This is a genomic window from Nonomuraea rhodomycinica (genome assembly GCF_013363995.1).
GTDB classification, from domain to species: Bacteria; Actinomycetota; Actinomycetes; order Streptosporangiales; family Streptosporangiaceae; genus Nonomuraea; species Nonomuraea rhodomycinica.
The window spans coordinates 355,840-377,646 of the sequence record NZ_JABWGO010000006.1; the positions used below are offsets into that span (position 1 = coordinate 355,840).

Consider the following 21,807-nt stretch of genomic DNA (forward strand, 5'->3'; position numbering starts at 1 on the left):
ATCCTCCCCTGTGGTCCCCCCGTACGCCATCGCACGTTCTTCGATGCGGGAGACTGGTTGGATGATGAGGCTGTTGGGCCCAACAGAAATACGTATTTTGGCGGACAAGCTAGATCTTCGTCCCACGAAACGGCTGGGACAGAACTTCGTCATCGACGGAGGGACCGTCCGGCGCATCGTACGGGCAGCGGACCTGTCGCCGGAAGACGTGGTGATCGAAGTGGGGCCCGGCCTCGGGTCGCTCACCCTGGCGTTGCTGCCGACGGCGCGGCACGTGGTGGCCGTCGAGATCGATCCCGTGCTGGCGACCCAGTTGCCGCTCACGGTGGGGGAGCGCGGCCTCGGCGACAAGCTGACCGTGGTCGCGGCCGACGCCATGCGCGTCTCGCTCGCCGACCTGGGCGGCCACACGCCCACGGCGCTGGTGGCCAACCTGCCGTACAACGTGGCGGTCCCGGTGGTGCTGCACCTGCTGGAGGCGCTGCCGTCGCTGGAGAAGGGCCTGGTCATGGTCCAGTCCGAGGTGGCCGACCGGCTCGCGGCGGGGCCGGGCTCCAAGGTGTACGGGGTGCCGTCGGTGAAGGCGGCCTGGTACGCGGACGTCCGCCGGGCCGGACCGGTGGGCCGCACGGTCTTCTGGCCGGTGCCCAACGTGGACTCGGGCCTGGTCTCGCTGGTGCGCCGCGACCCGCCGGAGACGAAGGCGACGCGGGAGGAGGTGTTCGCGGTGATCGACGCCGCGTTCGCCCAGCGCCGCAAGACACTGCGGGCGGCCCTGTCGTCCTGGGCCGGCGGCCCACCGGCGGCGGAGGAGGCGCTGCGGGGGGCGGGCGTGGACCCGTCGGCACGCGGCGAGCAACTGGACATCCACGCCTTCGCCCGCATCGCGGAGCAGAAGCCGGAGCCGGCCGCGTCCCCTGATCGGTGACCTTGCCCTCGTCGTGGGACCGAGAGCGCTGCGGGAACGCGGTACCCGGGCTCGGCCGCGGCGACCAGAGCGTACAGCGCGCATCCCCGACGCCCGGAGCGATCGCCGCCCACAGCCGACGAACCCGACACCCAGTCGCCCAGTCGCTCAGTCGCCCAGTCGCCCGGAGAGGCAGTGCGCGAGCGGACATTCGCGCCGACCGTGATCCGGTAGCCGTGCTCGACCTCGCGCTCCACCGGCACCGGCAGCGCCCCGCTCGACACACGCCGAGGGCGCTTTTCGAGGGCGCTTTTCCACAACCCGCCCCCACCCTCGCCCCTCATCCCCAGAACCCCGCTCGGCCCCCCGCCCCGATCAGCGCCCAGACGATCCTGGGGCCTCCATCCTTCACCGGCACCGGAGGCCCCCATGTCCCCCCGCCCCGCCCTCACCCTCTCCCAGCTCTGCCGCGCCTCAGCGGCGATCACCGGCGGCCTGCTCGCCGGCCTCACCGCCCTGCCGGGCGCGGCATCCGCCACGCCCGCGACCGCTCCCTGCTTCGGCACGGTCACGATCTCCAAGACGTACGCAAGGCTCCTGAACGACCAGCACCTCACCCACCTGGACGCCCTGTCCAACAGACCCCGCCCCCTCAACGGCACCGCCCGCCCGATCCTCTTCGCAGCCCGCCCCGGCAGCCTCGCCAAGAGAGAGATACGCCTGGTGGTGACCCTTCCTCCTCAGGCGTGCGCGGGAAGCCCCCCTCTGACGACGGCCCTCGACCGAGCAGGCATCACCATCACCCACGCCACCGCGACAACACCGGTCCTCCCCACGTGGTGGCCGCTGTGGCCCTACCAGGCCGCACCCGGAGCAGCCCTCCTGAGCCCGCAACCTCGATGGCAGGACTTCCAGAAGGACGCATCCCCCACCCTTCCGATGCCCATCACCGGCCTGCCGACCACCTCGCCAAGCCAGAAGCCTCGCACGCACGCACCGACACCTCCCGAACCCCCCACAGACACCCACGACCAGGACACCAAGCCAGAGCGCCGAGCCAAGCCGGAAAACGGAGGAGAGGCCAACCACGAAGAGACCCGCACCAGCGGCGAAATCGCCGTAGCGGCAGCCCTGGACCAACTCGGCACCCCGTTCTCCTGGGGCGGCGGCGCTTCAACAGGCCCGACCAGAGGCGTCGGCAGGGGCGCCGGCACCACAGGCTTCGACTGCAGCGGCCTCACCCTGTACGCCTGGTCGAAGGCGGGGGTGAAACTGGGCCACTACACCGGCTCCCAATTCCGCCAAGGCCGCCGCGTCCCGGTGACCGCCCTGCGCAAGGGCGACCTGGTGTTCTTCGGCGGAGGCACAGGAGACCCCACCCACGTGGGCCTCTACCTCGGCGACGGCATCATGATCCACGCCCCGAAGACCGGAGACGTGGTACGCAAGACCAGCTTCCTCGACTCACCCCACTACCGCCCCCGCTACCGAGGCGCCATACGCCCGGCCTGACCTGCGACGCCCAAGCCCATCGGTGCGCCAGGGCCGCGCCGCCAGCAGCTCTCGCGGACTGCGCGGCTGCCTAGGCGAGCGGGAGCCGGCTTCGGTACGACGTCAAAACGGGTCGGTGCCCGCATCCCGCACGAGACCGAAAGAAGTGCATCGCTTCCCGCGCGACGTCAAGACGAGTCATCATCCACTCCCTCTACGACGCGAACGGAAGCCGAATTCGTGGGCCTTCAGCGGTTTTTTCAGGGACGTGTCGGATGTCAGACTGCCGATCATGAGTGGTGAACAGCACCGCATCACGATCCGCCCCTACCGAGACGAGGACCGTGATGCGGTCATCAAGTTGGCGCCGCGCCTGACCGAGGGAGTCGCGGCGTGGCGGGATGCCGGCGCCGTCGCCGTCGCCGCGCACGACTGGGTCACCGGCTCCCTCGACCAGAGCGGCAGTGATGGCCTGGGTGTGCTGGTGGCGGTCCGTGACGGCCGCATCGCGGGCTTCGTCACCGTGACCACCCGCCGGCACTTCACCGGCGCGGTGGACGCCTACATCGGCGAGCTCGTCGTCTCCGCCGAGGTCGAGCGCATGGGCGTCGGGCGCTCTCTGGTGGGCGCCGCCGAATCGTGGGCACGCGACCGTGGTCTGCGACACATCACGTTGGAGACCGGCGCGGCCAATGCCCGCGCCAGGAGCTTCTACCGGGCACTGGGATATGCGGAGGAGGAGGTACGCCTGAGCAAGCCGGTGCAGCCTGGAGACGACCAGACGGAAGCGTCATCGATGCCTGCACCCGATCACTGACCTGTGCGAGGAACGGCATCGGGCCGCTGGTAGCGCTTGCGTTCGGGCATTACCGCGATGTCCGCACGAGCCTCGGCACACACGGAAAGGGATCGACGTACGTGTCGAAGCAAGATCACCTCGTGCGCCGGCACCAACCCGCCCGGCCCGTCCGACGGGACACGATCGCGAGCACATACGACTAGATGCACGAGCACCAAGTCGTGACGCTAGATGCACGAGCACCAATTCGTGACGCTAGAAGCATGAGCACCAAATCGTGACGCTAGAAGCACGAGCACCAAGTCGTGACGCGCGACCGCAAGCAGTCCGCCTCCGGGCGACGAACGGGTCCGCACCGGCCCGCCCTGTCTACCGGGCCGACATGGCGCCCCTTGGCCGCCCCTCTACTGAGCCGGATCGGTCTCCTCGGCCGTCCCGTCCACTGGGCCGACTCGGCGTCCCTCAGCCGCCCCGTTCACTGGGCCGGATCGGTGTCCTTGACCGTCCCGTCCGGTCCGTCGCAGAACACCTCCTTGATCAGCTTGTCCACCACCTTCGGGAACTGCTTCGTCCCCAGGGACCTCGCGGCGTCGTCCACATAGGTCACCGAGGCGGTCAGAGTCCTGCTGCCGTCTGGCGAGCTGTACATCAGCGCCCCGAAGCCGTGCGGAGGGCTGCCGTTGTGCTGGTAGACGATGCCGCAGTTCGGACCCAGGTCCTGCGCGAACAGCCCGAGGCCGTAGCCGAGCGCCCCATGCGGCTTGCGCATCTCGGCCAGCAACGCGGGCGGCAGGAGCCTGCCGCCGTTCAGCGCGGAGATGAACGTCTGCAGATCCTTGGTGGTGGAGATCAGGTCACCGGCGCCGGCCAGCAGGGAGAGGTTCTGGCGGCTGATGTCGACCACCTTCTCCTGACCCGCGTCCTGGTAGCGGTAGTAGCCGTGGGCGTGCGGCCCGGGAAGCTGCGTCCGGGCGCCCGGCACCATGGTGCCCGTCATCCCGAGCGGCCGCAGGATGCGTCGCCGCAGTTCCTCGGCGTACGAGCGGCCGGTGACCTTCTCGATCAGCAGCAGGGCCAGCGTGTAGTTGGTGTTGGCGTACCTCTGGTCGGTCCCCGGGTCGAACCGCGGCGGCTTGGACAACGCCAGCCGTACCAGCTCCTCGGGCTGGTACGTGTGGAACCGATTGGCCAGCCACTCGTCACCCGTGGCGGGAATCCCCGGCACGAACGTCCCGTCGGCGTCGTAGTCGCCGGTGTAGTTGAACAAGCCACTGGTGTGCTGCAGCATCATCCGGACGGTGATCCGCGGGTCCAGGCCCAGCTCAGGCAGGTAGCCGGCCACCGGGTCATCGAGCTTGACCTTGCCCTCGGCCACCAGTTGCAGCACCAGGGTCGCGGTGAAGGGCTTGCTGACGCTTCCCGTGGGGAACCGCCCGTTCGTCGGCGGCTTGGCGTTCTGGCCCAGCTTGCTCACCCCGGCACTGCCGACCCAGTCGCCCCGCTCGTCGTGCACGCGCACCTGCATCCCGGCGAAACCCGCATCGATGAACGCCTGAACGGCTTCCCGCAGTTCCGGGCGATCCTGCCCGGCGGCGGCCTTCGGCGTCGGCGTGCTGTCCGCGGTGGCCGGTGCCGGTGCGGCAGCCCCGGCCAGCAGCGCGGCCGCCAGCGCCGTGACCGCCACGCGCCGGACGGCCTTGCCGCTGGTGGCCGGGCGCAGGTATGTGCCGAAGATGCGCGCCCGGGTCGCCGTGGTCGCTGCTGGGGAGGGGGCTTTCATGGTTTCCTCGTCTCGGGTGTCGCGCTCGGGCGGATGGCTCGCCGAGCGATTCGGGAGTGAAGCCGGGCCGGGCATGACCACGGGGCTGCGTACGCGAGCGTCATTTCCTGGCCCTCCACGCCGCTTGCGCCGCGACGCCGCCACTCCGCCACGTCACAGGGGTCCGGACAGGACCCCTGTGACACGAGCGGTGGCTGGGCAGTTCGACATCCATCAGGCGGCGTCGAGGGCCTGGGTGATCTTGCGGACCATCTCAGCGAGGATGGGGCTGGGCGCGCCCTTCCGGGCCTGGACGGCTGCTTCGACGGCGACGAGGACGGTGCGGCGGAAGTTGTCGGCCTCCGCCAGGTCCTGCTCGTTGAGCAGGCTCATCGACGCCGTCAGGGCCGGCAGCACCTCGTCGGCGAGCGCGGCGGTGGTCTTGCCGTTCAGGCCCTTCGGCGCCTTGGTGACCACGTGCCCGACCGGCCCGGTCGCGGAGGTCAGAGCGATGGAGGCGGCGGTGGCGACCTTGTGGGCCGAACCGTCAGCACCGGCGGCGGCCATCAGCGAGACGACGCCCCACGCGGCGGTCCGGAGGGTCTGGGTGTTCTGGTCGGTGAGGGTGATGGACATGGTGGTGTGCTCCTTCAAGAGTTGTCACAAGACTCAGATCGAACGGACCGTTGGTGGAATGCGGTCCTGATAGCGCCGGGTTTCGTCGAGATCGCTCAGGTCTGGTCGCCCGAGCGGATCGCACCCGGCCTTGGGGCCGCAGTCGCTGTTCCGTTCATGGCATTGACGATCCCCGACCGCTCTGACGCCGAGCCGTCACCGCGCTGACGCGGCGGCTGACACGACACAGCGGGGTGAGCGCGAGGCCGGTCAGCAGGGTCTTGATGTCCCTGAGGGTGAGGGGGCGGCGGGGCTGGTGGAGCGGCGGTGGTCCCAGGTCTCCACCAGGGTCGTCGCCGACGAGGTCGAGGTGGCGACAGGGCTGGCAGGTCGGAAGGAGTGCCGGAGCCGCCGGCATTCGCGCTGTGCTGGGCAGAGCTGTCGGACGAGGCGTGGGCCGTGCCTCGTCAGCGGCCTGCGTGGCGTGGCCTGGGGTGCGGACACCTGCTTCGAGGGCGCGCCTGCTTCGAGGGCGCGCCTGCTTCCGGGCTGGTCCGTTGACCACACTCCCGGGACAGGCCGTTCGTCGGGATAATCGGCGCGTGCCCTTGCTCGTTCGACCCTCGTTGCCGGCCGGCAGGATGGCGACGCTCGCGCAGCCCACGATCGACGCCCGAGGGGTCCTCCTTCGGCCCTGGCAGCAGTCCGACCGGCCCGCTGTCCTGACGGGATACGCCGATCCGGCCATCCAGCGCTGGCACTGCCGGTCCATGACCGACGAGGAGGCCGACGACTGGATCCACTCCTGGCCCGGGCGCTGGCGTCAGGAGACCGGCGCCGGGTGGGCCGTGGTGGACGCGGGGGAGGTCGTCGGCCAGGTGAGCCTGCGCCGGTTGAACTTCCGCGACGGGGTGGCCGAGGTGTCGTACTGGGTGCTGCCGGCGGCGCGCGGCCGTCGGATCGCCCCGCGGGCCCTGTCAGCCGTGACCGCGTGGTCCTTCGCCGCGCTCGGCCTGCACCGCATGGAGCTGAACCACTCCACGGCCAACGCGGCGTCGTGCCGGGTGGCGGAGGCGGCCGGGTTCGCCCTGGAGGGCCTCAAACGCCGCGAGGCGCTGCACGCCGACGGCTGGCACGACATGCACATGCACGCCCGCCTCGACACCGATTAGCGACCGGAGGCGCCCCGCGGCGCGGGCCTTGTGGGTGGCGTGCGGCCTCGTGTCCCGGGTCTTCTGGTGGCGTGCGGCCTCGTGTCCCGGGTCTTCTGGTGGCGTGCGGCCTCGCGCCTCAGGTCCGCGGGCGGGCGCACGCCTCCACCAGGTTCGGGACCAGGGACGCGAGCAGAGCTTGATCCTCGGGCCGGGACGGCTCGTACTCGGTGACGCCGAGTCCGGTCACCTCGAAGCGGTCCGCCGTCGCCTTCACCATGGCGAGGAGCTGGTCCGGCTGCAGGCCGCCGGGGGCGGGGGAGCCGACGGCGGCGAAGGTGCCGGGGTCCAGCACGTCCAGGTCGATGTGGATGTAGACGGCCGGGCTCCGGCCGGGAGGCGTCGCCGACGCGATGGTCTCCGTCAGGGCGGCCGGGTCCGGGCCGGTGACCCGCCGGATGCCGGTGGCCTCGATGAACGCGGTCTCGCCCGGGTCCAGGTCGCGGACGGCGGCGAGCACGATCCGGCGCGGGTCCAATGGGGTGTCGGCCACCAGGCCGGCGGGGCCCTCGCCCGTCAGCGCGCGCAGGACCATGCCGTGGAAGGCGCCCGACGGCGACGTGGCGGGGGTGTTGAGGTCTCCGTGCGCGTCGAACCACACGACCACCAGCCGGTCGCCGTGACGCCGCATCGCCTCCGCCACGGGCTCCAGCTCGACCCCGCAGTCGCCTCCCGCCGTGACCACGAAGCCGGTGGCCGCCGCCACCGCCGACCGTACCCGCGCCGCCGTCTCCGGCAGGTCGTCGTCATCGACCTCCACGCGTACGTGGTGATCGGCGGGCACCATGTCGGCCAGCAGCTTCGCGCCCTCGCGCAGCCGCTCGGCCGTGGGCGCGCCGGAGCCACGCCACTGCGGCACCTCGACGACCGTCACATCGGACCTGGTCGCGACCGTCTGCCCCACTGTGCCTCCTCACCGAACTCCCCGATGCCACAGGGCAGCGCACCTACTCCACCCTGGACGGCAAAACCCCAGTTCAGCACATAACCGTACAATGGCGCACACTCCCGAGGGGGGATCCCCTGGTCACTTCCCGGAGAACCGCGTGACCGGGCTACGCGCCCGTATACCATCGGGTGTCCTTCCCGGCAGGCGATGAGAGTGGCAGAAGATTCATGAGTTCGGTGACCGTACGGGTGCCCGCGAAGGTCAACGTCCAGTTGTCCGTGGGGCCGCTGCGCGAGGACGGCTATCACGACCTGGTCAACGTCTTCCACGCCGTGTCCGTCTTCGACGAGGTCGTCGCCAAGGAGTCCGAGTCCATCACGGTGTCGGTGGCCGGCGACTGGGCCGACCAGGTGCCGGTGGACGACGGCAACCTCGCCATCCAGGCCGCCCGCGCCCTCGCCAAGCACGCCGGACGCACCTACGGGGCCGAGCTCGTCATCCACAAGTCCATCCCGGTCGCCGGCGGCATGGCCGGGGGCAGCGCCGACGCGGCGGGCGCGCTGGTGGCGTGCAACGAGCTGTGGGGTCTCGGCCTGCCGCTGGAGGACCTCATGGAGATCGCCGCCGACCTGGGCAGCGACGTGCCGTTCTCGCTGCTGGGAGGGACGGCGGTCGGCACCGGGCGAGGTGAGCGGCTGAGCGACGTGCCGACGGGCGGGCAGTTCCACTGGGCGTTCGCCGTGGCTCAGGGGGGCCTGTCCACCGCCAAGGTGTACGCGGAGTGCGACCGGCTGCGCGAGACGGCGGGCGTAGAGGTGCCGTGGCCCCAGCTGAGCGAGCCGCTGCTGGCGGCGCTGCGCACCGGCGACGCCGAGGCGCTGGGCGCGGAGCTCAGCAACGATCTCCAGGCCGCCGCACTCTCCCTGCGCCCCGACCTGAGCGACACCCTGGAGGCGGGCCGCCGGGCCGGCGCCCTGGGCGCCCTCGTGTCCGGCTCCGGCCCCACCTGCGCCTTCCTGGCCGGCGACGCCGACCACGCCGAGCACCTGGCCGACACGCTGTCGCACCTGCCGACCTGCCGCACGGCCCTCGCCGCCCACGGCCCCGTCCCGGGCCCACGGCCCTCCTGAGGCGGCCCACGACCCCCCTGAGGCCGCTCACAAGGGCGCCCGCGCTCCCGTCCCCGGCCTGCGGTCCTTCCTGAGGCCGCTCACGAGGGCGCCCGCGATCCCGTCCCCGCCTGCGGTCCCTCCCGAGGCGGGGGTCCCGTCCCGGCCTGTGCGGCCCCTCCTGAGAACGGCCACGGATCGTGTCCGCGGCCTCGGCTGAGGCCCGGGCGCGCACCCCCGGCCACCCGCCCACGGGACCGTCACCCCCGTGGGGGCCGATACGCTGGTGGGGCCATGAATCTGGTCAATCTCGAGTCCGTCTCCCACGCCTACGGCCCCAAGCCGCTCCTCGACGACGTCTCCCTCGGCGTCGGCGCCGGTGAGCGCATCGGCGTCGTCGGCCGCAACGGCGGCGGCAAGACCACGCTGATGTCGGTCATCGCCGGTGTCGTGAAGCCCGACAGCGGCCGCGTCACCCACACACGGGGCCTGCGCGTGGGCCATCTCTCCCAGCGCGACGACCTCGACCCGGACCTGCCGGTGCGCGAGATCGTGCTCGGCGGCCGCGCTGAGCACGAGTGGGCCGGAGACCAGGCCGTCCGCGAGATCCTCGCCAACCTCATCGGCGACCTGGACCTCGACGCCAGGGCGGGCGAGCTGTCCGGCGGCGAGCGGCGGCGCACGGCGCTGGCCCGGCTGCTCATCGACGAGCACGACCTGATCATGCTGGACGAGCCCACCAACCACCTCGACATCGAGGCGATCGCCTGGCTCGCGGCGCACCTGTCCGGGCGCAAGAGCGCGCTGGTGGTGGTGACCCACGACCGGTGGTTCCTCGACGCCGTGTCCACCCGCACCTGGGAGGTCGTGGACGGCCGGGTCGAGCGCTACGAGGGCGGGTACGCCGCGTACGTGCTGGCCAAGGCCGAGCGGGCGCGGATCGCCCAGGCCGCCGAGGAGCGCCGGCAGAACCTCATGCGCAAGGAGATCGCCTGGCTGCGGCGCGGCCCGCCCGCCCGCACCTCAAAGCCGAAGTTCCGCATCGAGGCGGCCCAGGCGCTCATCGCGAACGAGCCGCCGCCGCGCGAGAGCGTCGAGCTGGTGAAGTTCGCCACGGCGCGGCTCGGCAAGACGGTGTACGACCTGGAGGACGTCACGCTGCACGCCGGCGGCCCCGGCGCGGGGCCGCTGGTCCTCGACCGCACCACGTGGCAGTTCGGGCCGGGCGACCGCATCGGTCTGATCGGCGTGAACGGCTCCGGCAAGTCCTCGGTGCTGCGCCTGCTGGCCGGCACGGTGGAGGCCGACTCGGGCCGGGTCGTGCGCGGCCGGACGGTGCGGCTGGCACACCTGTCGCAGGAGTTGGCCGAGCTCGACCCCACGCGGCGCGTGCTGGAGACGGTCGAGGAGATCCGCAAGTACATCCAGGTCGGCAAGAAGGAGTGGACGGCCTCCCAGCTCCTCGAACGCCTCGGGTTCAAGGGCGACGCGCAGTGGAAGGTCGTCGGCGACCTGTCGGGCGGCGAGCGGCGGCGGCTGCAGCTGCTGCGGCTGCTCATGGACGACCCGAACGTGCTGCTGCTCGACGAGCCGACCAACGACCTCGACATCGAGACGCTGAACGAGCTGGAGGACCTGCTCGACGGCTGGCCGGGCACACTGATCCTGGTCAGCCACGACCGCTACTTCCTGGAGCGCGTCACCGACCGCTCGGTGGCCCTGCTGGGCGACGGGCGGCTGTCGCTGCTGCCCGGCGGGGTGGACGAGTACCTCGAACGGCGGGCGGCGGGCGCCGCGCTGACGGCCCGCACCGGCCTCGGCGCGACCACCTCGGACGCGAAGAACGCGAAGGACGCGACGGACGCGGTCAGCGGCCCGGCCGAAGCACCCGCGGGGCTGTCGGCCAAGGAGGAACGGGAGCTGCGCAAGGAGCTCAACCGCCTCGAACGGCAGCTCGACAAGCTGGGCGAGCAGGAGGCCAAGCTGCACGCGGCCATGGCCGAGGCGGCGGCCGACTACGAACGGCTCGGCTCCCTGGACGCGGAGCTGCGCGACGTGCTGGCCCAGAAGGACGAGGTCGAGGCGGCCTGGCTGGAGGTCGCCGACCGCCTCGGCGACTGACCCGCGCCCGAACGCGGCGGGTCAGGAGTCGAACGGGGCCAGGAGGGTCCGGAGCAGCCCGGCCAGCGCCCGCTGCTCCGCCGCGCCCAGCCCGGCCAGCAGCTCGTGCTCCCTGCGCAGCAGCCCGGCGAACGCGGCGTCGACCCGGTCGAGCCCGGCCGGCGTGAGCGACACGAGCACCCCGCGCCGGTCCTCCGGGTCGGGCCGGCGCACCACGAGCCCGGCCTGCGCCAGGCGGTCGATCCGGTTGGTCATCGTGCCGGAGGTGACCAGCGTGGCGCGCAGCAGCGCCCCCGGGCTCAGCTCGTACGGCTTGCCGGCCCGGCGCAGCGCCGTCAGCACGTCGAACTCCCACGGTTCGAGGCCGTGCTCGGCGAACGCGGCACGTCTTGCCCGGTCGAGGTGTTTGGCCAGCCTCGATACGCGGGAGAGCACCTGGAGGGGCTCGACGTCGAGGTCGGGCCGTTCGGCCCGCCAGGCCGCGACGAGCCGGTCCACCTCGTCCTGCGCATCCTGCGTCATGACATCGAGTGTACTGTCTTGACATCGAGATATGTGTCTCGATATCAATTATCTTTATGTCAAGAGATATCTGGGATCCCGCGACCTACGCCAGGTTCGCCGACGAGCGCTCACGCCCGTTCCGTGACCTGCTCGCCCGCGTGGGCGCCGAGCAGCCCGACTACGTCGTGGACGCGGGCTGCGGCAGCGGCGAGCTCACCCTTGAGCTGGCCCGCCGCTGGCCCGGCGCGACCGTGGAGGGCTTCGACTCGTCCCCGGCGATGATCTCCAAGGCGCGGGAGCTGGACGGCGCCCCGAGGTTCGCCGTCGCGGACGTGACCATGTGGCGGCCGGACCGGCCGGTGGACGTCCTGCTGTCCAACGCCGTGCTCCAGTGGGTGCCCGAGCACCGTGACGTGCTCGGACACTGGGTGGACGCGCTCGACGAGGACGGCTGGCTGGCCTTCCAGGTGCCGGGGAACTTCGACGCGCCCAGCCACGTGGCGATCCGCGAGGTCTGTGCCTCCCCGCGATGGGCGGAACGGCTCGGCGACCTGGGCCGCGACGTCGAGGTGGGCGAGCCGGTCGAGTACCTGGACCTGCTGTCGGGGTTCGGGCTCCGGGTCGACGCCTGGGAGACCACCTACACGCACGTGCTCCAGGGTGAGGACGCCGTGCTCACCTGGATCTCCGGCACCGCTCTGCGGCCCGTCTTCGACCGGCTGGACCCGAGCGAGCACACCGCCTTCACCAACGACCTCGCGCCGCGGCTCGTCGAGGCCTATCCGGCCCGGGACTACGGCACGCCGTTCCCGTTCCGCCGGATCTTCGTGGTGGCCCACAGGGCCGCCGAGCAGTAGCCGATCTGGACTCATGTGATTCTGCACCCCACAGTGGCATGATTGTTATAAATCAGGACCTTTGCGAGGTGCGGTGGGCATCGAGATCGAGGACAAGTTCGACGTACCCCCCGACTACACGATTCCGGACCTGAGCCGGGTCGGCGAGGTGGCGGGGCCGAAGACCCACACGCTCGTGGCGCTCTACTACGACACCCCCGACCTGCGGCTGGCCGCGCACGGCGTCACCCTCAGACGCCGCAGGGGCGGCGACGACGCCGGATGGCACCTCAAGCTGCCCAAGGCCAAGGGCGCCCGCCAGGAGATCCATCACCCCCTCACCCGCAGCGTCAGGGTCGTGCCGGACGAGCTGGGCGAGCTGGTCCGCGCCTACACGAGGGGAGCCCCGCTCCAGGCGGTCGCCGAGCTGGAGACCCGCAGGAGCGTCACGGTCGTGCGCGACGGCGAACGGCGTCTGGTGGAGGTCGCCGACGACCGCGTCAAGGGCACGGTGTTCGGCGAGGTGCCGCGAATCGTCCGCTGGCGCGAGGTCGAGGCCGAACTGATCGACGGTGACGAGCAGGTGCTGGCCAAGGTCGGCAAGCGGCTCCGCAAGGCGGGCGCCACCCCGGCCGGCGCGTCCAGCAAGCTCCTGAGACTCCTCGACGTGCCCGCCCCGCGCCGGGCCGCGACCGACCCCGGCAGCGCCGGCGAGGTGGTGGCCGGCTACCTGGCCTCCCAGGTCGGCGCGCTGCTCGCGCAGGATCCCCGGGTACGCCGCGCCGAGGAGGACGCCGTCCACCAGATGCGGGTCGCCTCCCGGCGGCTGCGCAGCGCGCTCAAGGCGTTCAAGAAGATCGTCCGGAACACCGTCCACCTCCAGGACGAGCTCAAGTGGCTCGGCCTGGTCCTCGGCGAGGCCCGCGACCTGGAGGTGATCCGGGAGAGGTTCGCCGGGGAGCTGTTGGGGCTCCCGCCCGAACTGGTCACCGGCCCGATCCGGGCCAGGCTCGGCGACGGCCTGCGCGAGCGCGAGACGCAGGCGTACGGGCGGATCCGCGAGGCGCTGAGCGGCGGCCGCTACTACCGGCTGCTCGACGCCCTGGACGAGCTGACGGCGGCGCCCGAGCTGGGCAAGCGCGCGGCCCGGCCGGCGGCCGAGGAACTGCCCGCCGTGGCCGCCGCCAACTGGGAGCGGGTGGAGCGCCGGTACGACGCGGCGCAGGAGATCACCGAGCCGGAGCGCCATGAGACCGCCATGCACGACGTGCGCAAGGCGGCCAAGCGCGCCCGCTACACCGCCGAGGCGCTCCAGGACGTCCTCGGCCCCGGCGCGGCGCGGCTGGGCAAGCTGGCCGAGGGCGTCCAGGACGCGCTGGGCGAGCACCAGGACGGGGTGGTCGCGCAGCAGACCCTGGCCAAGGAGGCGCGGAGCGCGCGCGAGGCGGGGGAGGACACCTTCACCTACGGCGTGCTGATCGGCCTGGAGCGCACCCGCGCCGAGCGGGCTCTGGAGGACTTCCCGCAGGTGTGGGCCGGCACGTCCGAAGAGGTGCGCAAGGCACTCAAGCAGCTCGCGCCCTGACCGGCGTCAGGTGATGTGGCGCTCCATGGCCACCACCTGCCCGTCCGCGCGGTGCAGCACGGCCAGCTCGCCCTTCTCCAGCTCGACGAGCCCCGCCGTCGAGCCCTTCCCCTGCTCCGCGGGCTCCGCCGTCGAGCCCTTCCCCTGCTCCGCGGGCTCCGCCTCCTCGCCGCCGAGGCGCCGGATCAGCTCCGGCAGCACTTTGCCGTGGCTGCACACGACCGCCGGCCCGCGCAGCGCGGCCACCAGCGCCGCCGTCTTGTCCGGGTCCTGGCCCTCCTCGCTCAGCAGCGGCTCCAGCCGTGCCGGAGCCCCGTACGGCTCGACCGTCTGCACGCAGCGCAGGCTCGGCGAGCTGAGCACCTCCTCCGGCCGGTAGGCGGCCAGCACCCCGGCCAGCGTCGCCGCCTGGGCCCGGCCCCCGGCGTCCAGGGGGCGCAGGGCGTCGTCGCCGTCCCATTCCCGCCGGGACCCGGCGGTGGCGTGCCGGATGAGGACGAGGGGCGTGGTGTCGAGCGGCGCGGCCGTGAGCGCGTCCGGCAGGCCGGTGTCCCACGCGTAGGTGAGCAGCGAGCGCGCCTCGCCCGCCGGCACCCACCGCAGCTCGTCCACCTCGTCGCCCGGCTCGAACGCCTCCTGCCCGACGACCCGGGCCGTCCAGTAGTCCACCCGCTTGATCCGGCCCCCGATCAGGTAGTGGACCGTCGGCAGGGCGCGGCCGAGCACGACCGTCAGGCACGTCTCCTCGCGCACCTCGCGCAGGGCGGCGGCGACGGGATGCTCGCCGGGCTTGAGCTTGCCCTTGGGGAACGTCCAGTCCTCGTAGCGGGGGCGGTGGACGACGGCGACCTCGGGCGCGGCCGGGTCGCCCCGCCAGACGACGGCCCCGGCCGCGTGCAGGCCCCCGTCAGTCGTCAACGGTCCTCCAGCGGCGCGAGGCGATGAGCTGGGTCTGCAGGTCCTCGCCGGGGTGGTGGACCCACTTGCCGTCGCCGTCGAGCCACCAGGCGTTGGTGGTCTCGGCCATGGCCCGGTCCATGAGGTCGATCAGGTACGCCTTGTGCTGCGAGGAGGTGACCTTGACCAGCGCCTCGACCCGGCGGTCCAGGTTGCGGCGCATCAGGTCGGCGCTGCCGATCCACACCTCGGGTCGCCTGCCCAGCCCGAACTCGTACACACGCGAGTGCTCCAGGAACCTGCCCAGGATCGACCGGACCCGGATGTTCTCGGACAGGTCGGGGACGCCGGGCCGCAGGATGCACACGCCGCGCACCCACAGGTCCACCGGCACGCCCTCGCGCGAGGCGCGGTAGAGGGCGTCGATGATCGGCTCGTCCACCAGGGAGTTCGTCTTGATCCTGATGCGCGCGGGGCGGCCGGCCCGCTGGTGGGCGATCTCCCGCTCGATCCTGGCCAGCAGCCCGCCGCGCAGCGAGTGCGGGGCGACCAGCAGCCTGCGATAGGCCGAGTGGTTGGAGTAGCCGGTCAGGTGGATGAACAGGTCGGTGACGTCCTCGCCGACCAGCGGGTCGGCGGTGAGCAGCCCGAAGTCCTCGTACTGCCGGGCGGTCTTGGGGTTGTAGTTGCCGGTGCCGATGTGGCAGTAACGGCGCAGTTCCCCGGAGGGCTCCTGGCGGACGACGAGGGCGAGCTTGCAGTGGGTCTTGAGCCCGACGACGCCGTAGACCACGTGGCAGCCGGCGCGCTCCAGCTTGCGGGCCCAGGTGATGTTGGCGTGCTCGTCGAAGCGGGCCTTGATCTCGACCACGACGACGACCTGCTTGCCGGCCTCGGCGGCGTCGATGAGGGCGTCCACGATGGGGGAGTCGCCGCTGGTGCGGTAGAGGGTCTGCTTGATGGCCAGCACCCTCGGGTCGGCCGCCGCCATCTCGATGAAGCGCTGCACGCTGGTGGAGAACGAGTCGTACGGGTGGTGCAGCAGCACGTCGCGCTCGCGCAGCACGCTGAAGATGTCGTCGTCGGCGCTGATGACCTCGGCGGGCACGAAGGGCCGGTAGCTGAGCTCGCCCCGGTCGAGGTCGGCGATGGCGTGCAGGCCGGTCAGGTCCAGCGGCCCGGCGATGCGGTAGATCTCGTGCGGCGCCACGCCCAGCTCGTCCACGAGCAGCTCCAGCACCTCGGGCGTGATCGTGTCCTCGACCTCCAGCCGCACGGGCGGGCCGAAGCGGCGCTTGATCAGCTCCTTCTCCAGGGCCTGCATGAGGTTCTCGGTGACGTCCTCGTCGACGTCGAGGTCCTCGTTCCTGGTGACGCGGAAGACGTGGTGCTGGACGATCTCCATGCCCTTGAAGAGCTGCCCGAGGTGGGCCGCGATCACGTCCTCCAGCGGTACGAACCGGTTCGGCGACGCCTGCACGAACCGGGGGAGCTGCGAGGGCACCTTGACCCGGGCGAAGACGGTGTGGTCGGTCGCCGGGTTGCGCACCACGACGGCCAGGTTGAGGCTGAGGCCCGAGATGTAGGGGAAGGGGTGGGCGGGGTCCACGGCCAGCGGCGTGAGGACCGGCCTGATCCGTTCCCTGAACAGCTTGCGCAGCTCGGTCCGCTCCTCGCGGCCGAGGCCCTCCCAGCGGGCGATCTCGATGCCCTCGGCCGCCAGCCGCGGCACGATCGTGTCGTGGAAGAGGGCCGCGTGCCGGCCGGCCAGGTCGCCGGCGATGGTGGAGATGCGGACCAGCTCCTCGCGCGGCTTGAGCCCGCTCTTGGTCCGCAGCAGCAGGCCCGTGGCCATGCGCCGTTTCAGCCCGGCGACCCGTACCCGGAAGAACTCGTCGAGGTTGCTCGCGAAGATGGCGAGGAAGCGCACCCGTTCCAGGAGCGGGAGCGAGGAGTCCTCGGCCAGCTCCAGCACTCGCTCGTTGAACTGGAGCCAGCTTTCCTCGCGGTTGAGGAACCTCTCCTGAGGCAGGGGCAGATCGCTTTCCGGACGCAGCGGTTCCACGGACATATGTGAAATATGCCCTATTTATCTGAACAGAACGTTAACTACTCGGCAACGACCTATTCTGCCTGGTCAAGACTGTTGGGCCGGATCTCCTCGCCCTGACCCAACCGGGCGGCGCGCTCGGCGAGCCGGGCCTCGCGCTGGCGCAGCTTCTCCTCGCGCTCGCGGGCCTTCTCCGCCTCCTTCAGCAGCCGCTCCCGCTCCTTCTCGGCCTCCTTGAGCAGGCGCTCGCGCTCCTTCAGCTCGCGGACGCGGGCCTTCTCGGCCTCGCGCAGCTCCTTCTGGCGCGCCTTCTCGGCCTCCTTGAGCTCCTTCTCGCGGGCCTTCTCCAGCTCGCGCAGCTCCCTGTCGCTGGGCCGGGACGCCTTGGCCACGCTCGGGTGCGCGCGGGTCGTCACCGTGATCGCGGGCTGCGGGTTGAGCCCGGTCAGGCCGTTCCAGGCGAGGTTGACCAGGTGCGCCGCGACCTCCTCCCGGCCGGGCTTGCGCACGTCCAGCCACCACTGGCCGGTCAGGGCCACCATGCCGACCAGCATCTGGGCGTACATGGGGGCGAGTTTCGGGTCGTAGCCGCGCGCGGAGAACTCGTCGGCGAGCACGTCCTCGACCTGGCTGGCGATCTCGCTGATCAGGCTCGCGAACGTGCCCGTGCCCGACGCGGCGTGGGAGTCGCGCACGAGGATGCGGAAGCCCTCGCTGCTCTCCTCGATGTACTGGAGCAGCGCCAGGGCGGCCCGCTCCAGCTTGATCAGCGAGTGCGAGGCGGACAGCGCCCCGGTGATCATGGAGAGCAGCTTCTGCATCTCGCGGTCCACGACGACGGCGTAGACGCCTTCCTTGCCGCCGAAGTGCTCGTACACGACGGGCTTGGAGACCTGGGCGGTCGCCGCGATCTCCTCGATGGAGGTCCCGTCGAACCCCTTCTCGGCGAACAGCGTGCGGCTGATCCGGATCAGCTGTTCGCGTCGCTCTCTTCCGGTCATGCGCCTGCGAGATCGGGGTTCGGTCACGGTTTCCATAATGGCGGTGCCGGGCGCGAGACCGGTCACCATGATGTCGCTGTCAGGCAACCCTCTTCGCCGCCAGCCGCTCGGGCGTCGGCCAGCGCACGTCGGAGACCCAGCCCAGGCGCTCGAAGCCGCGGATGACCTCGGCGCTCAGATCGATCTGGCCCTTCAGCGCGCCGTGGCGGGCGCAGGTGGGGTCGGAGTGGTGCAGGTTGTGCCAGGACTCGCCGAAGGACGGGATGGCCAGCCACCAGACGTTGCGCGACTTGTCGCGGACCTGGAACTCCTCCTCGCCGAAGACGTGGCAGATCGAGTTGATCGACCAGGTCACGTGGTGCAGCAGGCCGATGCGGACCAGCGAGCCCCAGAACAGCGCGGTCAGCGCGCCCTGCCAGGACCAGGTGAGCAGGCCGCCGAGCACGCCGGGCAGGAAGATCGAGGTGAGGGCGAGCGCGCCGAACCACTTGTGCAGCTTCACCACGTCCGGGTCCTTGCACAGGTCCGGGGCGTACTTCTCGCGGTTGGTGCGCTCGGCGTCGAACATCCAGCCCATGTGGGCGTACAGCAGGCCCTTGGCCATCGACTTGAAACCGGGGCCGAAGCGCCACGGCGAGTGCGGGTCGCCCTCCTTGTCGGAGAACTTGTGGTGCTTGCGGTGGGTGGCCACCCAGTCCAGCACGGACATCTCCAGCGACAGGCTGCCGGCGATGCCGAGGGCGATCTTCAGGGGCCGCTTGGCCTTGAAGGAGCCGTGCGTGAAGTAGCGGTGCAGCCCGACGGTGACGCCGAGGCCGGAGACGACGTAGAAGACGAACATGATGACGACGTCCGTCCAGCCGAGCCCCCATCCCCACGCGAGCGGCACGGCGGCCACGAACGCGATCAGCGGAAGGCCGACCACCAGTGCGAAGGTGACGAGCTCCGCCTTGGTGCGCGGTTCAGGGTCGGCCTCGGGCTTCGGACCCGGAGTGGGGCGTTCGGCGACAACGGTCATGGGCTACCTCTCTCGTCGTGTATGAGGATGAATGTCCGAGCTACGCAACCGTAACCTACGCCATCGTAAGTAAGGAAGCCCTAAGCCTCGAATGGGGATTGAGCAACGGTTCGCCGCCGGACCTGAGTGGATTCCGTATCTTGCGGGATTTAGGTGTATCTGCTACTGGCTCGCCCTACCCGGGCGGGATGTCGTCAATCCGGCGCGACGCCCACCGCGTTGCCGATGCGGGCGCGCGACGGGGTGCGGGCTCGGTATCGTAGGTGTGTCGGATGCCACGCGTGTCTGATTAATCCCGGATCGTCTAATCGGCAGGACAAGTGGTTTTGGTCCACTTTGTAGGGGTTCGAGTCCTCTTCCGGGAGCCTTGAGGCATGCCCCTGCGGGGAGAAGCGGGGCGGGACAGGTATCCTCGCGGTGTCGGGAGGGTTGCGGTGCGGTGGCCCGCATCCGGCCCTGATCCGTCCAGCCACAGGGAGCCTCAGTCCGTGAGTGTGCCGCGCCCGGCAGCCGTCATCGTCCTCGCCGCAGGCGAGGGCACCCGGATGAAGAGCCAGACCCCCAAAGTCCTGCACGAGGTGTGCGGCCGAGCCCTGCTCGACCACATGCTCGCCGCCGCCCGCGACCTCGGCCCCGAGCGGCTGATCGTCGTCATCGGCCACGCCCGCGAGCGCGTCGGCGCCCACCTCGCCGAGACCAGCCCCGACGCGCAGGTCGTCGTCCAGCGTGAGCAACGGGGCACCGGCCACGCCGTCCGCACCGTGCTCGACGAGGCCGGCGCCGTCGACGGCACCGTCCTCGTCACCTACGGCGACGTGCCGCTGCTGCGCTCCGAGACCCTCTCGGCGCTGCTGGCCCGCCACGCCGCCGACCGCAACGCCGTCACCGTCCTCACCGCCGAGGTGCCCGACCCGACCGGCTACGGCCGCATCGTCCGCGACGCGGCCGGCGCCGTCCTGGCCATCGTCGAGGAGAAGGACGCCACCGACGAGCAGCGCGCCATCAGGGAGATGAACTCCGGCATCTACGCCTTCGACGGCGCCCTGCTGGCCGACGCCGTCAAGCGGGTGTCCACCGACAACGCCCAGGGCGAGGAGTACCTCACCGACGTGCTGTCCATCCTGCGCGAGGACGGCCACCGGGTGGGCGCCCACACCGCCGCCGACTTCGCCGAGGTCGAGGGCGTCAACGACCGGGTCCAGCTCGCCCAGGCCCGCCAGGTGCTCAACCGGCGGATCCTGGAGCGCCACATGCGCGCCGGCGTCACCGTCGTCGACCCGGCCAGCACCTGGATCGACGTGGACGTGGAGATCGGCCCCGACGCCGTCGTCCACCCCGGCACCCAGCTCCACGGCCGCACCGTCATCGAGTCCGGCGCCGAGGTCGGTCCCGCCACCACGCTGACCTCCACCCGGGTCGGCGCGGGGGCCGTCGTGCGCAACGCCGTCTGCGACTCCGCCGAGGTGGGTCCCGGCGCGAGCGTCGGCCCGTACGCCTACCTGCGCCCCGGCACGGTCCTCGGCCGCGGCTCCAAGGCGGGCACGTTCGTCGAGATGAAGAACACGCAGGTCGGTGAGCGCTCCAAGGTGCCCCACCTGTCGTACGCGGGCGACGCCACCATCGGCGACGACGTCAACATCGGCGCGGCGGTCGTGTTCGTCAACTACGACGGCGTCAACAAGCACCGCAGCACCGTGCGCGACGGCGCGTTCGTCGGCTGCGACAGCATGATCGTCGCGCCGGTGACCGTCGGCGACGGCGCCTACACGGCGGCGGGCTCGGTGATCGACGGCGACGTGCCCGCGGGCGCGATCGGCGTGGCCCGCGCCCGCCAGCGCAACATCGAGGGATGGGTGCTGCGCAGGCGCGCGGGCACCAAGTCGGCCGCGGCGGCTCAGCGCGCCCTGGCCGAGCAGGAGGCGGCGGACCAGCACCAGCAGGGGAGCACGACGTGACGAGCATCAAGCAGCCGGGCGAGAAGAACCTCATGCTCTTCTCCGGCCGGGCCTACCCCGAGCTGGCCGAGGAGGTCGCCGAGCACGTCGGCGTCTCGCTCACCCCGACCAAGCTGGTCGACTTCGCCAACGGCGAGATCTACGCCCGCTACCTCGAATCCGTCCGCGGCTGCGACGCCTTCGTGATCCAGAGCCACACCTCGCCGATCAACCAGTGGATCATGGAGCAGCTCATCATGGTGGACGCGCTCAAGCGGGCCTCCGCCAAGCGCATCACCGTGGTCATGCCGTTCTTCGGCTACGCGCGCCAGGACAAGAAGGGGCGCGGGCGCGAGCCCATCACCGCCCGGCTCATGGCCGACCTGTTCAAGACCGCGGGCGCCGACCGGCTCATGTCGATCGACCTGCACACCTCGCAGATCCAGGGCTTCTTCGACGGCCCGGTGGACCACCTGTTCGCCATGCCGGTCCTGGAGAGCTACCTGAAGAACAAGCTCGACCTGGCCACCACCACGGTCGTCTCGCCCGACACCGGCCGCGTCCGGCTGTCGGAGCGCTGGGCCGACACGCTGGGCACGCCGCTCGCCTTCATCCACAAGCGGCGCGACCTCGACGTGGCCAACCAGGTGAAGGTCAACGAGGTCGTCGGCAAGGTGCGCGGCCGTACCTGCGTGCTCATCGACGACATGATCGACACGGCCGGCACGATCTGCAAGGCGGCCGACGCCCTGTACGAGCAGGGCGCGACCAACGTGATCGTCGCCGCCACCCACGCGGTCTTCTCCGACCCGGCCGTCGACCGGCTGAAGAACTCCCGCATCAGCGAGGTCATCGTGACCAACACGCTGCCGCTGTCGCAGGAGGCCCGCTTCGACAAGCTCACCGTGCTGTCCATCGCGCCGCTCATCGCCCGCGCCATCACCGAGGTCTTCACCGACGGCTCGGTCACGAGCCTGTTCGAGGGCGACACCTGAGCCGGTAAGCTTTGTTGGTCGCGCTCGTAACGCCTTCCGCTAGGGCGGGTGAGGGAGAGCGCCACAGATCCCGTTCGCTGAGCATC

18 protein-coding genes and 1 tRNA gene are annotated in these 21,807 nt (G+C 71.3%); 11 read left to right on the forward strand and 8 right to left on the reverse strand.

The features are described 5' to 3' along the window. The first annotated feature begins 43 nt into the window (after positions 1-43). The 3 genes from rsmA to HT134_RS25495 all read left to right on the forward strand — a co-directional run bounded on the left by rsmA (position 44) and on the right by HT134_RS25495 (position 3,215). On the forward strand, positions 44-928 hold the full coding sequence (gene rsmA / locus HT134_RS25485; RefSeq protein ID WP_175602967.1) for a 16S rRNA (adenine(1518)-N(6)/adenine(1519)-N(6))-dimethyltransferase RsmA: 885 nt from the start codon (positions 44-46) through the stop codon (positions 926-928). Between the two features lie 408 nt (positions 929-1,336). After that, positions 1,337-2,419 (forward strand): C40 family peptidase, encoded by a 1,083-nt coding sequence (locus tag HT134_RS25490; protein ID WP_175602968.1) that lies wholly within the window; start codon positions 1,337-1,339, stop codon positions 2,417-2,419. A 271-nt stretch (positions 2,420-2,690) separates the two neighbouring features. Then, positions 2,691-3,215, forward strand: coding sequence for a GNAT family N-acetyltransferase (locus HT134_RS25495; RefSeq protein WP_175602969.1), 525 nt, complete (start codon positions 2,691-2,693; stop codon positions 3,213-3,215). A 457-nt stretch (positions 3,216-3,672) separates the two neighbouring features. On the opposite strand, the gene HT134_RS25500 is transcribed toward HT134_RS25495, so the two are convergent. Both HT134_RS25500 and HT134_RS25505 read right to left on the reverse strand, forming a co-directional pair. Beyond that, positions 3,673-4,977, reverse strand: a complete 1,305-nt coding sequence (locus HT134_RS25500) for a serine hydrolase domain-containing protein (RefSeq protein ID WP_175602970.1) — start codon at positions 4,975-4,977, stop codon at positions 3,673-3,675. 213 nt (positions 4,978-5,190) lie between these two features. Further along, positions 5,191-5,592, reverse strand: coding sequence for a hypothetical protein (locus tag HT134_RS25505; RefSeq protein ID WP_175602971.1), 402 nt, complete (start codon positions 5,590-5,592; stop codon positions 5,191-5,193). A 581-nt stretch (positions 5,593-6,173) separates the two neighbouring features. Between HT134_RS25505 and HT134_RS25510 the strand changes: the two genes are divergently transcribed. Continuing rightward, complete coding sequence (locus HT134_RS25510) at positions 6,174-6,743, forward strand: GNAT family N-acetyltransferase (protein ID WP_312888417.1); 570 nt, start codon at positions 6,174-6,176, stop codon at positions 6,741-6,743. A gap of 118 nt (positions 6,744-6,861) precedes the next feature. Here HT134_RS25510 and HT134_RS25515 read toward each other — a convergent pair whose 3' ends face one another. Next, entirely contained in the window at positions 6,862-7,686 is an 825-nt protein-coding gene (locus tag HT134_RS25515) for an arginase family protein (RefSeq protein WP_217708322.1), read from the reverse strand. A 212-nt stretch (positions 7,687-7,898) separates the two neighbouring features. Between HT134_RS25515 and HT134_RS25520 the strand changes: the two genes are divergently transcribed. Together HT134_RS25520 and HT134_RS25525 are read left to right on the forward strand one after the other, a co-directional pair. After that, a complete protein-coding gene (locus HT134_RS25520) occupies positions 7,899-8,801 on the forward strand; it encodes a 4-(cytidine 5'-diphospho)-2-C-methyl-D-erythritol kinase (protein ID WP_175602972.1) in 903 nt (300 codons plus the stop codon). 273 nt (positions 8,802-9,074) lie between these two features. Next, a complete protein-coding gene (locus tag HT134_RS25525) occupies positions 9,075-10,901 on the forward strand; it encodes an ABC-F family ATP-binding cassette domain-containing protein (protein ID WP_175602973.1) in 1,827 nt (608 codons plus the stop codon). Positions 10,902-10,922: 21 nt separating this feature from the next. On the opposite strand, the gene HT134_RS25530 is transcribed toward HT134_RS25525, so the two are convergent. Beyond that, entirely contained in the window at positions 10,923-11,423 is a 501-nt protein-coding gene (locus tag HT134_RS25530) for a MarR family winged helix-turn-helix transcriptional regulator (RefSeq protein WP_175602974.1), read from the reverse strand. A gap of 56 nt (positions 11,424-11,479) precedes the next feature. On the opposite strand from HT134_RS25530, the gene HT134_RS25535 reads away from it, so the two are divergent. Together HT134_RS25535 and HT134_RS25540 are read left to right on the forward strand one after the other, a co-directional pair. Continuing rightward, complete coding sequence (locus HT134_RS25535) at positions 11,480-12,262, forward strand: trans-aconitate 2-methyltransferase (RefSeq protein WP_217708323.1); 783 nt, start codon at positions 11,480-11,482, stop codon at positions 12,260-12,262. A gap of 73 nt (positions 12,263-12,335) precedes the next feature. Further along, positions 12,336-13,826, forward strand: coding sequence for a CYTH and CHAD domain-containing protein (locus HT134_RS25540; protein WP_175602975.1), 1,491 nt, complete (start codon positions 12,336-12,338; stop codon positions 13,824-13,826). Between the two features lie 6 nt (positions 13,827-13,832). On the opposite strand, the gene HT134_RS25545 is transcribed toward HT134_RS25540, so the two are convergent. The 4 genes from HT134_RS25545 to HT134_RS25560 all read right to left on the reverse strand — a co-directional run bounded on the left by HT134_RS25545 (position 13,833) and on the right by HT134_RS25560 (position 18,792). Then, positions 13,833-14,744, reverse strand: a complete 912-nt coding sequence (locus HT134_RS25545; RefSeq protein ID WP_175602976.1) for an NUDIX hydrolase — start codon at positions 14,742-14,744, stop codon at positions 13,833-13,835. Beyond that, positions 14,734-16,794 (reverse strand): RNA degradosome polyphosphate kinase, encoded by a 2,061-nt coding sequence (locus tag HT134_RS25550; RefSeq protein ID WP_175602977.1) that lies wholly within the window; start codon positions 16,792-16,794, stop codon positions 14,734-14,736. Before HT134_RS25550 ends, HT134_RS25545 begins: the two co-directional genes overlap by 11 nt. 53 nt (positions 16,795-16,847) lie before the next feature. Continuing rightward, the gene (locus tag HT134_RS25555) at positions 16,848-17,774 is read right to left on the reverse strand and encodes a TetR/AcrR family transcriptional regulator (protein WP_246365298.1); all 927 of its coding nucleotides are present in this window, start codon (positions 17,772-17,774) and stop codon (positions 16,848-16,850) included. A 79-nt stretch (positions 17,775-17,853) separates the two neighbouring features. Then, positions 17,854-18,792 (reverse strand): acyl-CoA desaturase, encoded by a 939-nt coding sequence (locus HT134_RS25560; RefSeq protein ID WP_175602978.1) that lies wholly within the window; start codon positions 18,790-18,792, stop codon positions 17,854-17,856. A 293-nt stretch (positions 18,793-19,085) separates the two neighbouring features. Here HT134_RS25560 and HT134_RS25565 point away from each other — a divergent pair. The 3 genes from HT134_RS25565 to HT134_RS25575 all read left to right on the forward strand — a co-directional run bounded on the left by HT134_RS25565 (position 19,086) and on the right by HT134_RS25575 (position 21,721). Continuing rightward, positions 19,086-19,157: transfer RNA gene (locus HT134_RS25565), tRNA-Gln, on the forward strand. 123 nt (positions 19,158-19,280) lie between these two features. Then, positions 19,281-20,747, forward strand: a complete 1,467-nt coding sequence (gene glmU, locus HT134_RS25570; RefSeq protein WP_175602979.1) for a bifunctional UDP-N-acetylglucosamine diphosphorylase/glucosamine-1-phosphate N-acetyltransferase GlmU — start codon at positions 19,281-19,283, stop codon at positions 20,745-20,747. Further along, complete coding sequence (locus HT134_RS25575; protein WP_175592834.1) at positions 20,744-21,721, forward strand: ribose-phosphate diphosphokinase; 978 nt, start codon at positions 20,744-20,746, stop codon at positions 21,719-21,721. The genes glmU and HT134_RS25575 overlap by 4 nt, the downstream gene beginning before the upstream one ends. Positions 21,722-21,807: the final 86 nt, after the last annotated feature.

What these genes read in the sequence shown, in the direction of transcription:
- rsmA (WP_175602967.1), top strand. Translation starts at nt 44, where the DNA reads ATGCGGGAGACTGGTTGGATGATGAGGCTGTTGGGCCCAACAGAAATA.
- HT134_RS25490 (WP_175602968.1), top strand. Translation starts at nt 1,337, where the DNA reads ATGTCCCCCCGCCCCGCCCTCACCCTCTCCCAGCTCTGCCGCGCCTCA.
- HT134_RS25495 (WP_175602969.1), top strand. Translation starts at nt 2,691, where the DNA reads ATGAGTGGTGAACAGCACCGCATCACGATCCGCCCCTACCGAGACGAG.
- HT134_RS25500 (WP_175602970.1), bottom strand. Translation starts at nt 4,977, where the DNA reads ATGAAAGCCCCCTCCCCAGCAGCGACCACGGCGACCCGGGCGCGCATC.
- HT134_RS25505 (WP_175602971.1), bottom strand. Translation starts at nt 5,592, where the DNA reads ATGTCCATCACCCTCACCGACCAGAACACCCAGACCCTCCGGACCGCC.
- HT134_RS25520 (WP_175602972.1), top strand. Translation starts at nt 7,899, where the DNA reads ATGAGTTCGGTGACCGTACGGGTGCCCGCGAAGGTCAACGTCCAGTTG.
- HT134_RS25525 (WP_175602973.1), top strand. Translation starts at nt 9,075, where the DNA reads ATGAATCTGGTCAATCTCGAGTCCGTCTCCCACGCCTACGGCCCCAAG.
- HT134_RS25530 (WP_175602974.1), bottom strand. Translation starts at nt 11,423, where the DNA reads ATGACGCAGGATGCGCAGGACGAGGTGGACCGGCTCGTCGCGGCCTGG.
- HT134_RS25535 (WP_217708323.1), top strand. Translation starts at nt 11,480, where the DNA reads ATGTCAAGAGATATCTGGGATCCCGCGACCTACGCCAGGTTCGCCGAC.
- HT134_RS25550 (WP_175602977.1), bottom strand. Translation starts at nt 16,794, where the DNA reads ATGTCCGTGGAACCGCTGCGTCCGGAAAGCGATCTGCCCCTGCCTCAG.
- HT134_RS25555 (WP_246365298.1), bottom strand. Translation starts at nt 17,774, where the DNA reads ATGACCGGAAGAGAGCGACGCGAACAGCTGATCCGGATCAGCCGCACG.
- HT134_RS25560 (WP_175602978.1), bottom strand. Translation starts at nt 18,792, where the DNA reads ATGACCGTTGTCGCCGAACGCCCCACTCCGGGTCCGAAGCCCGAGGCC.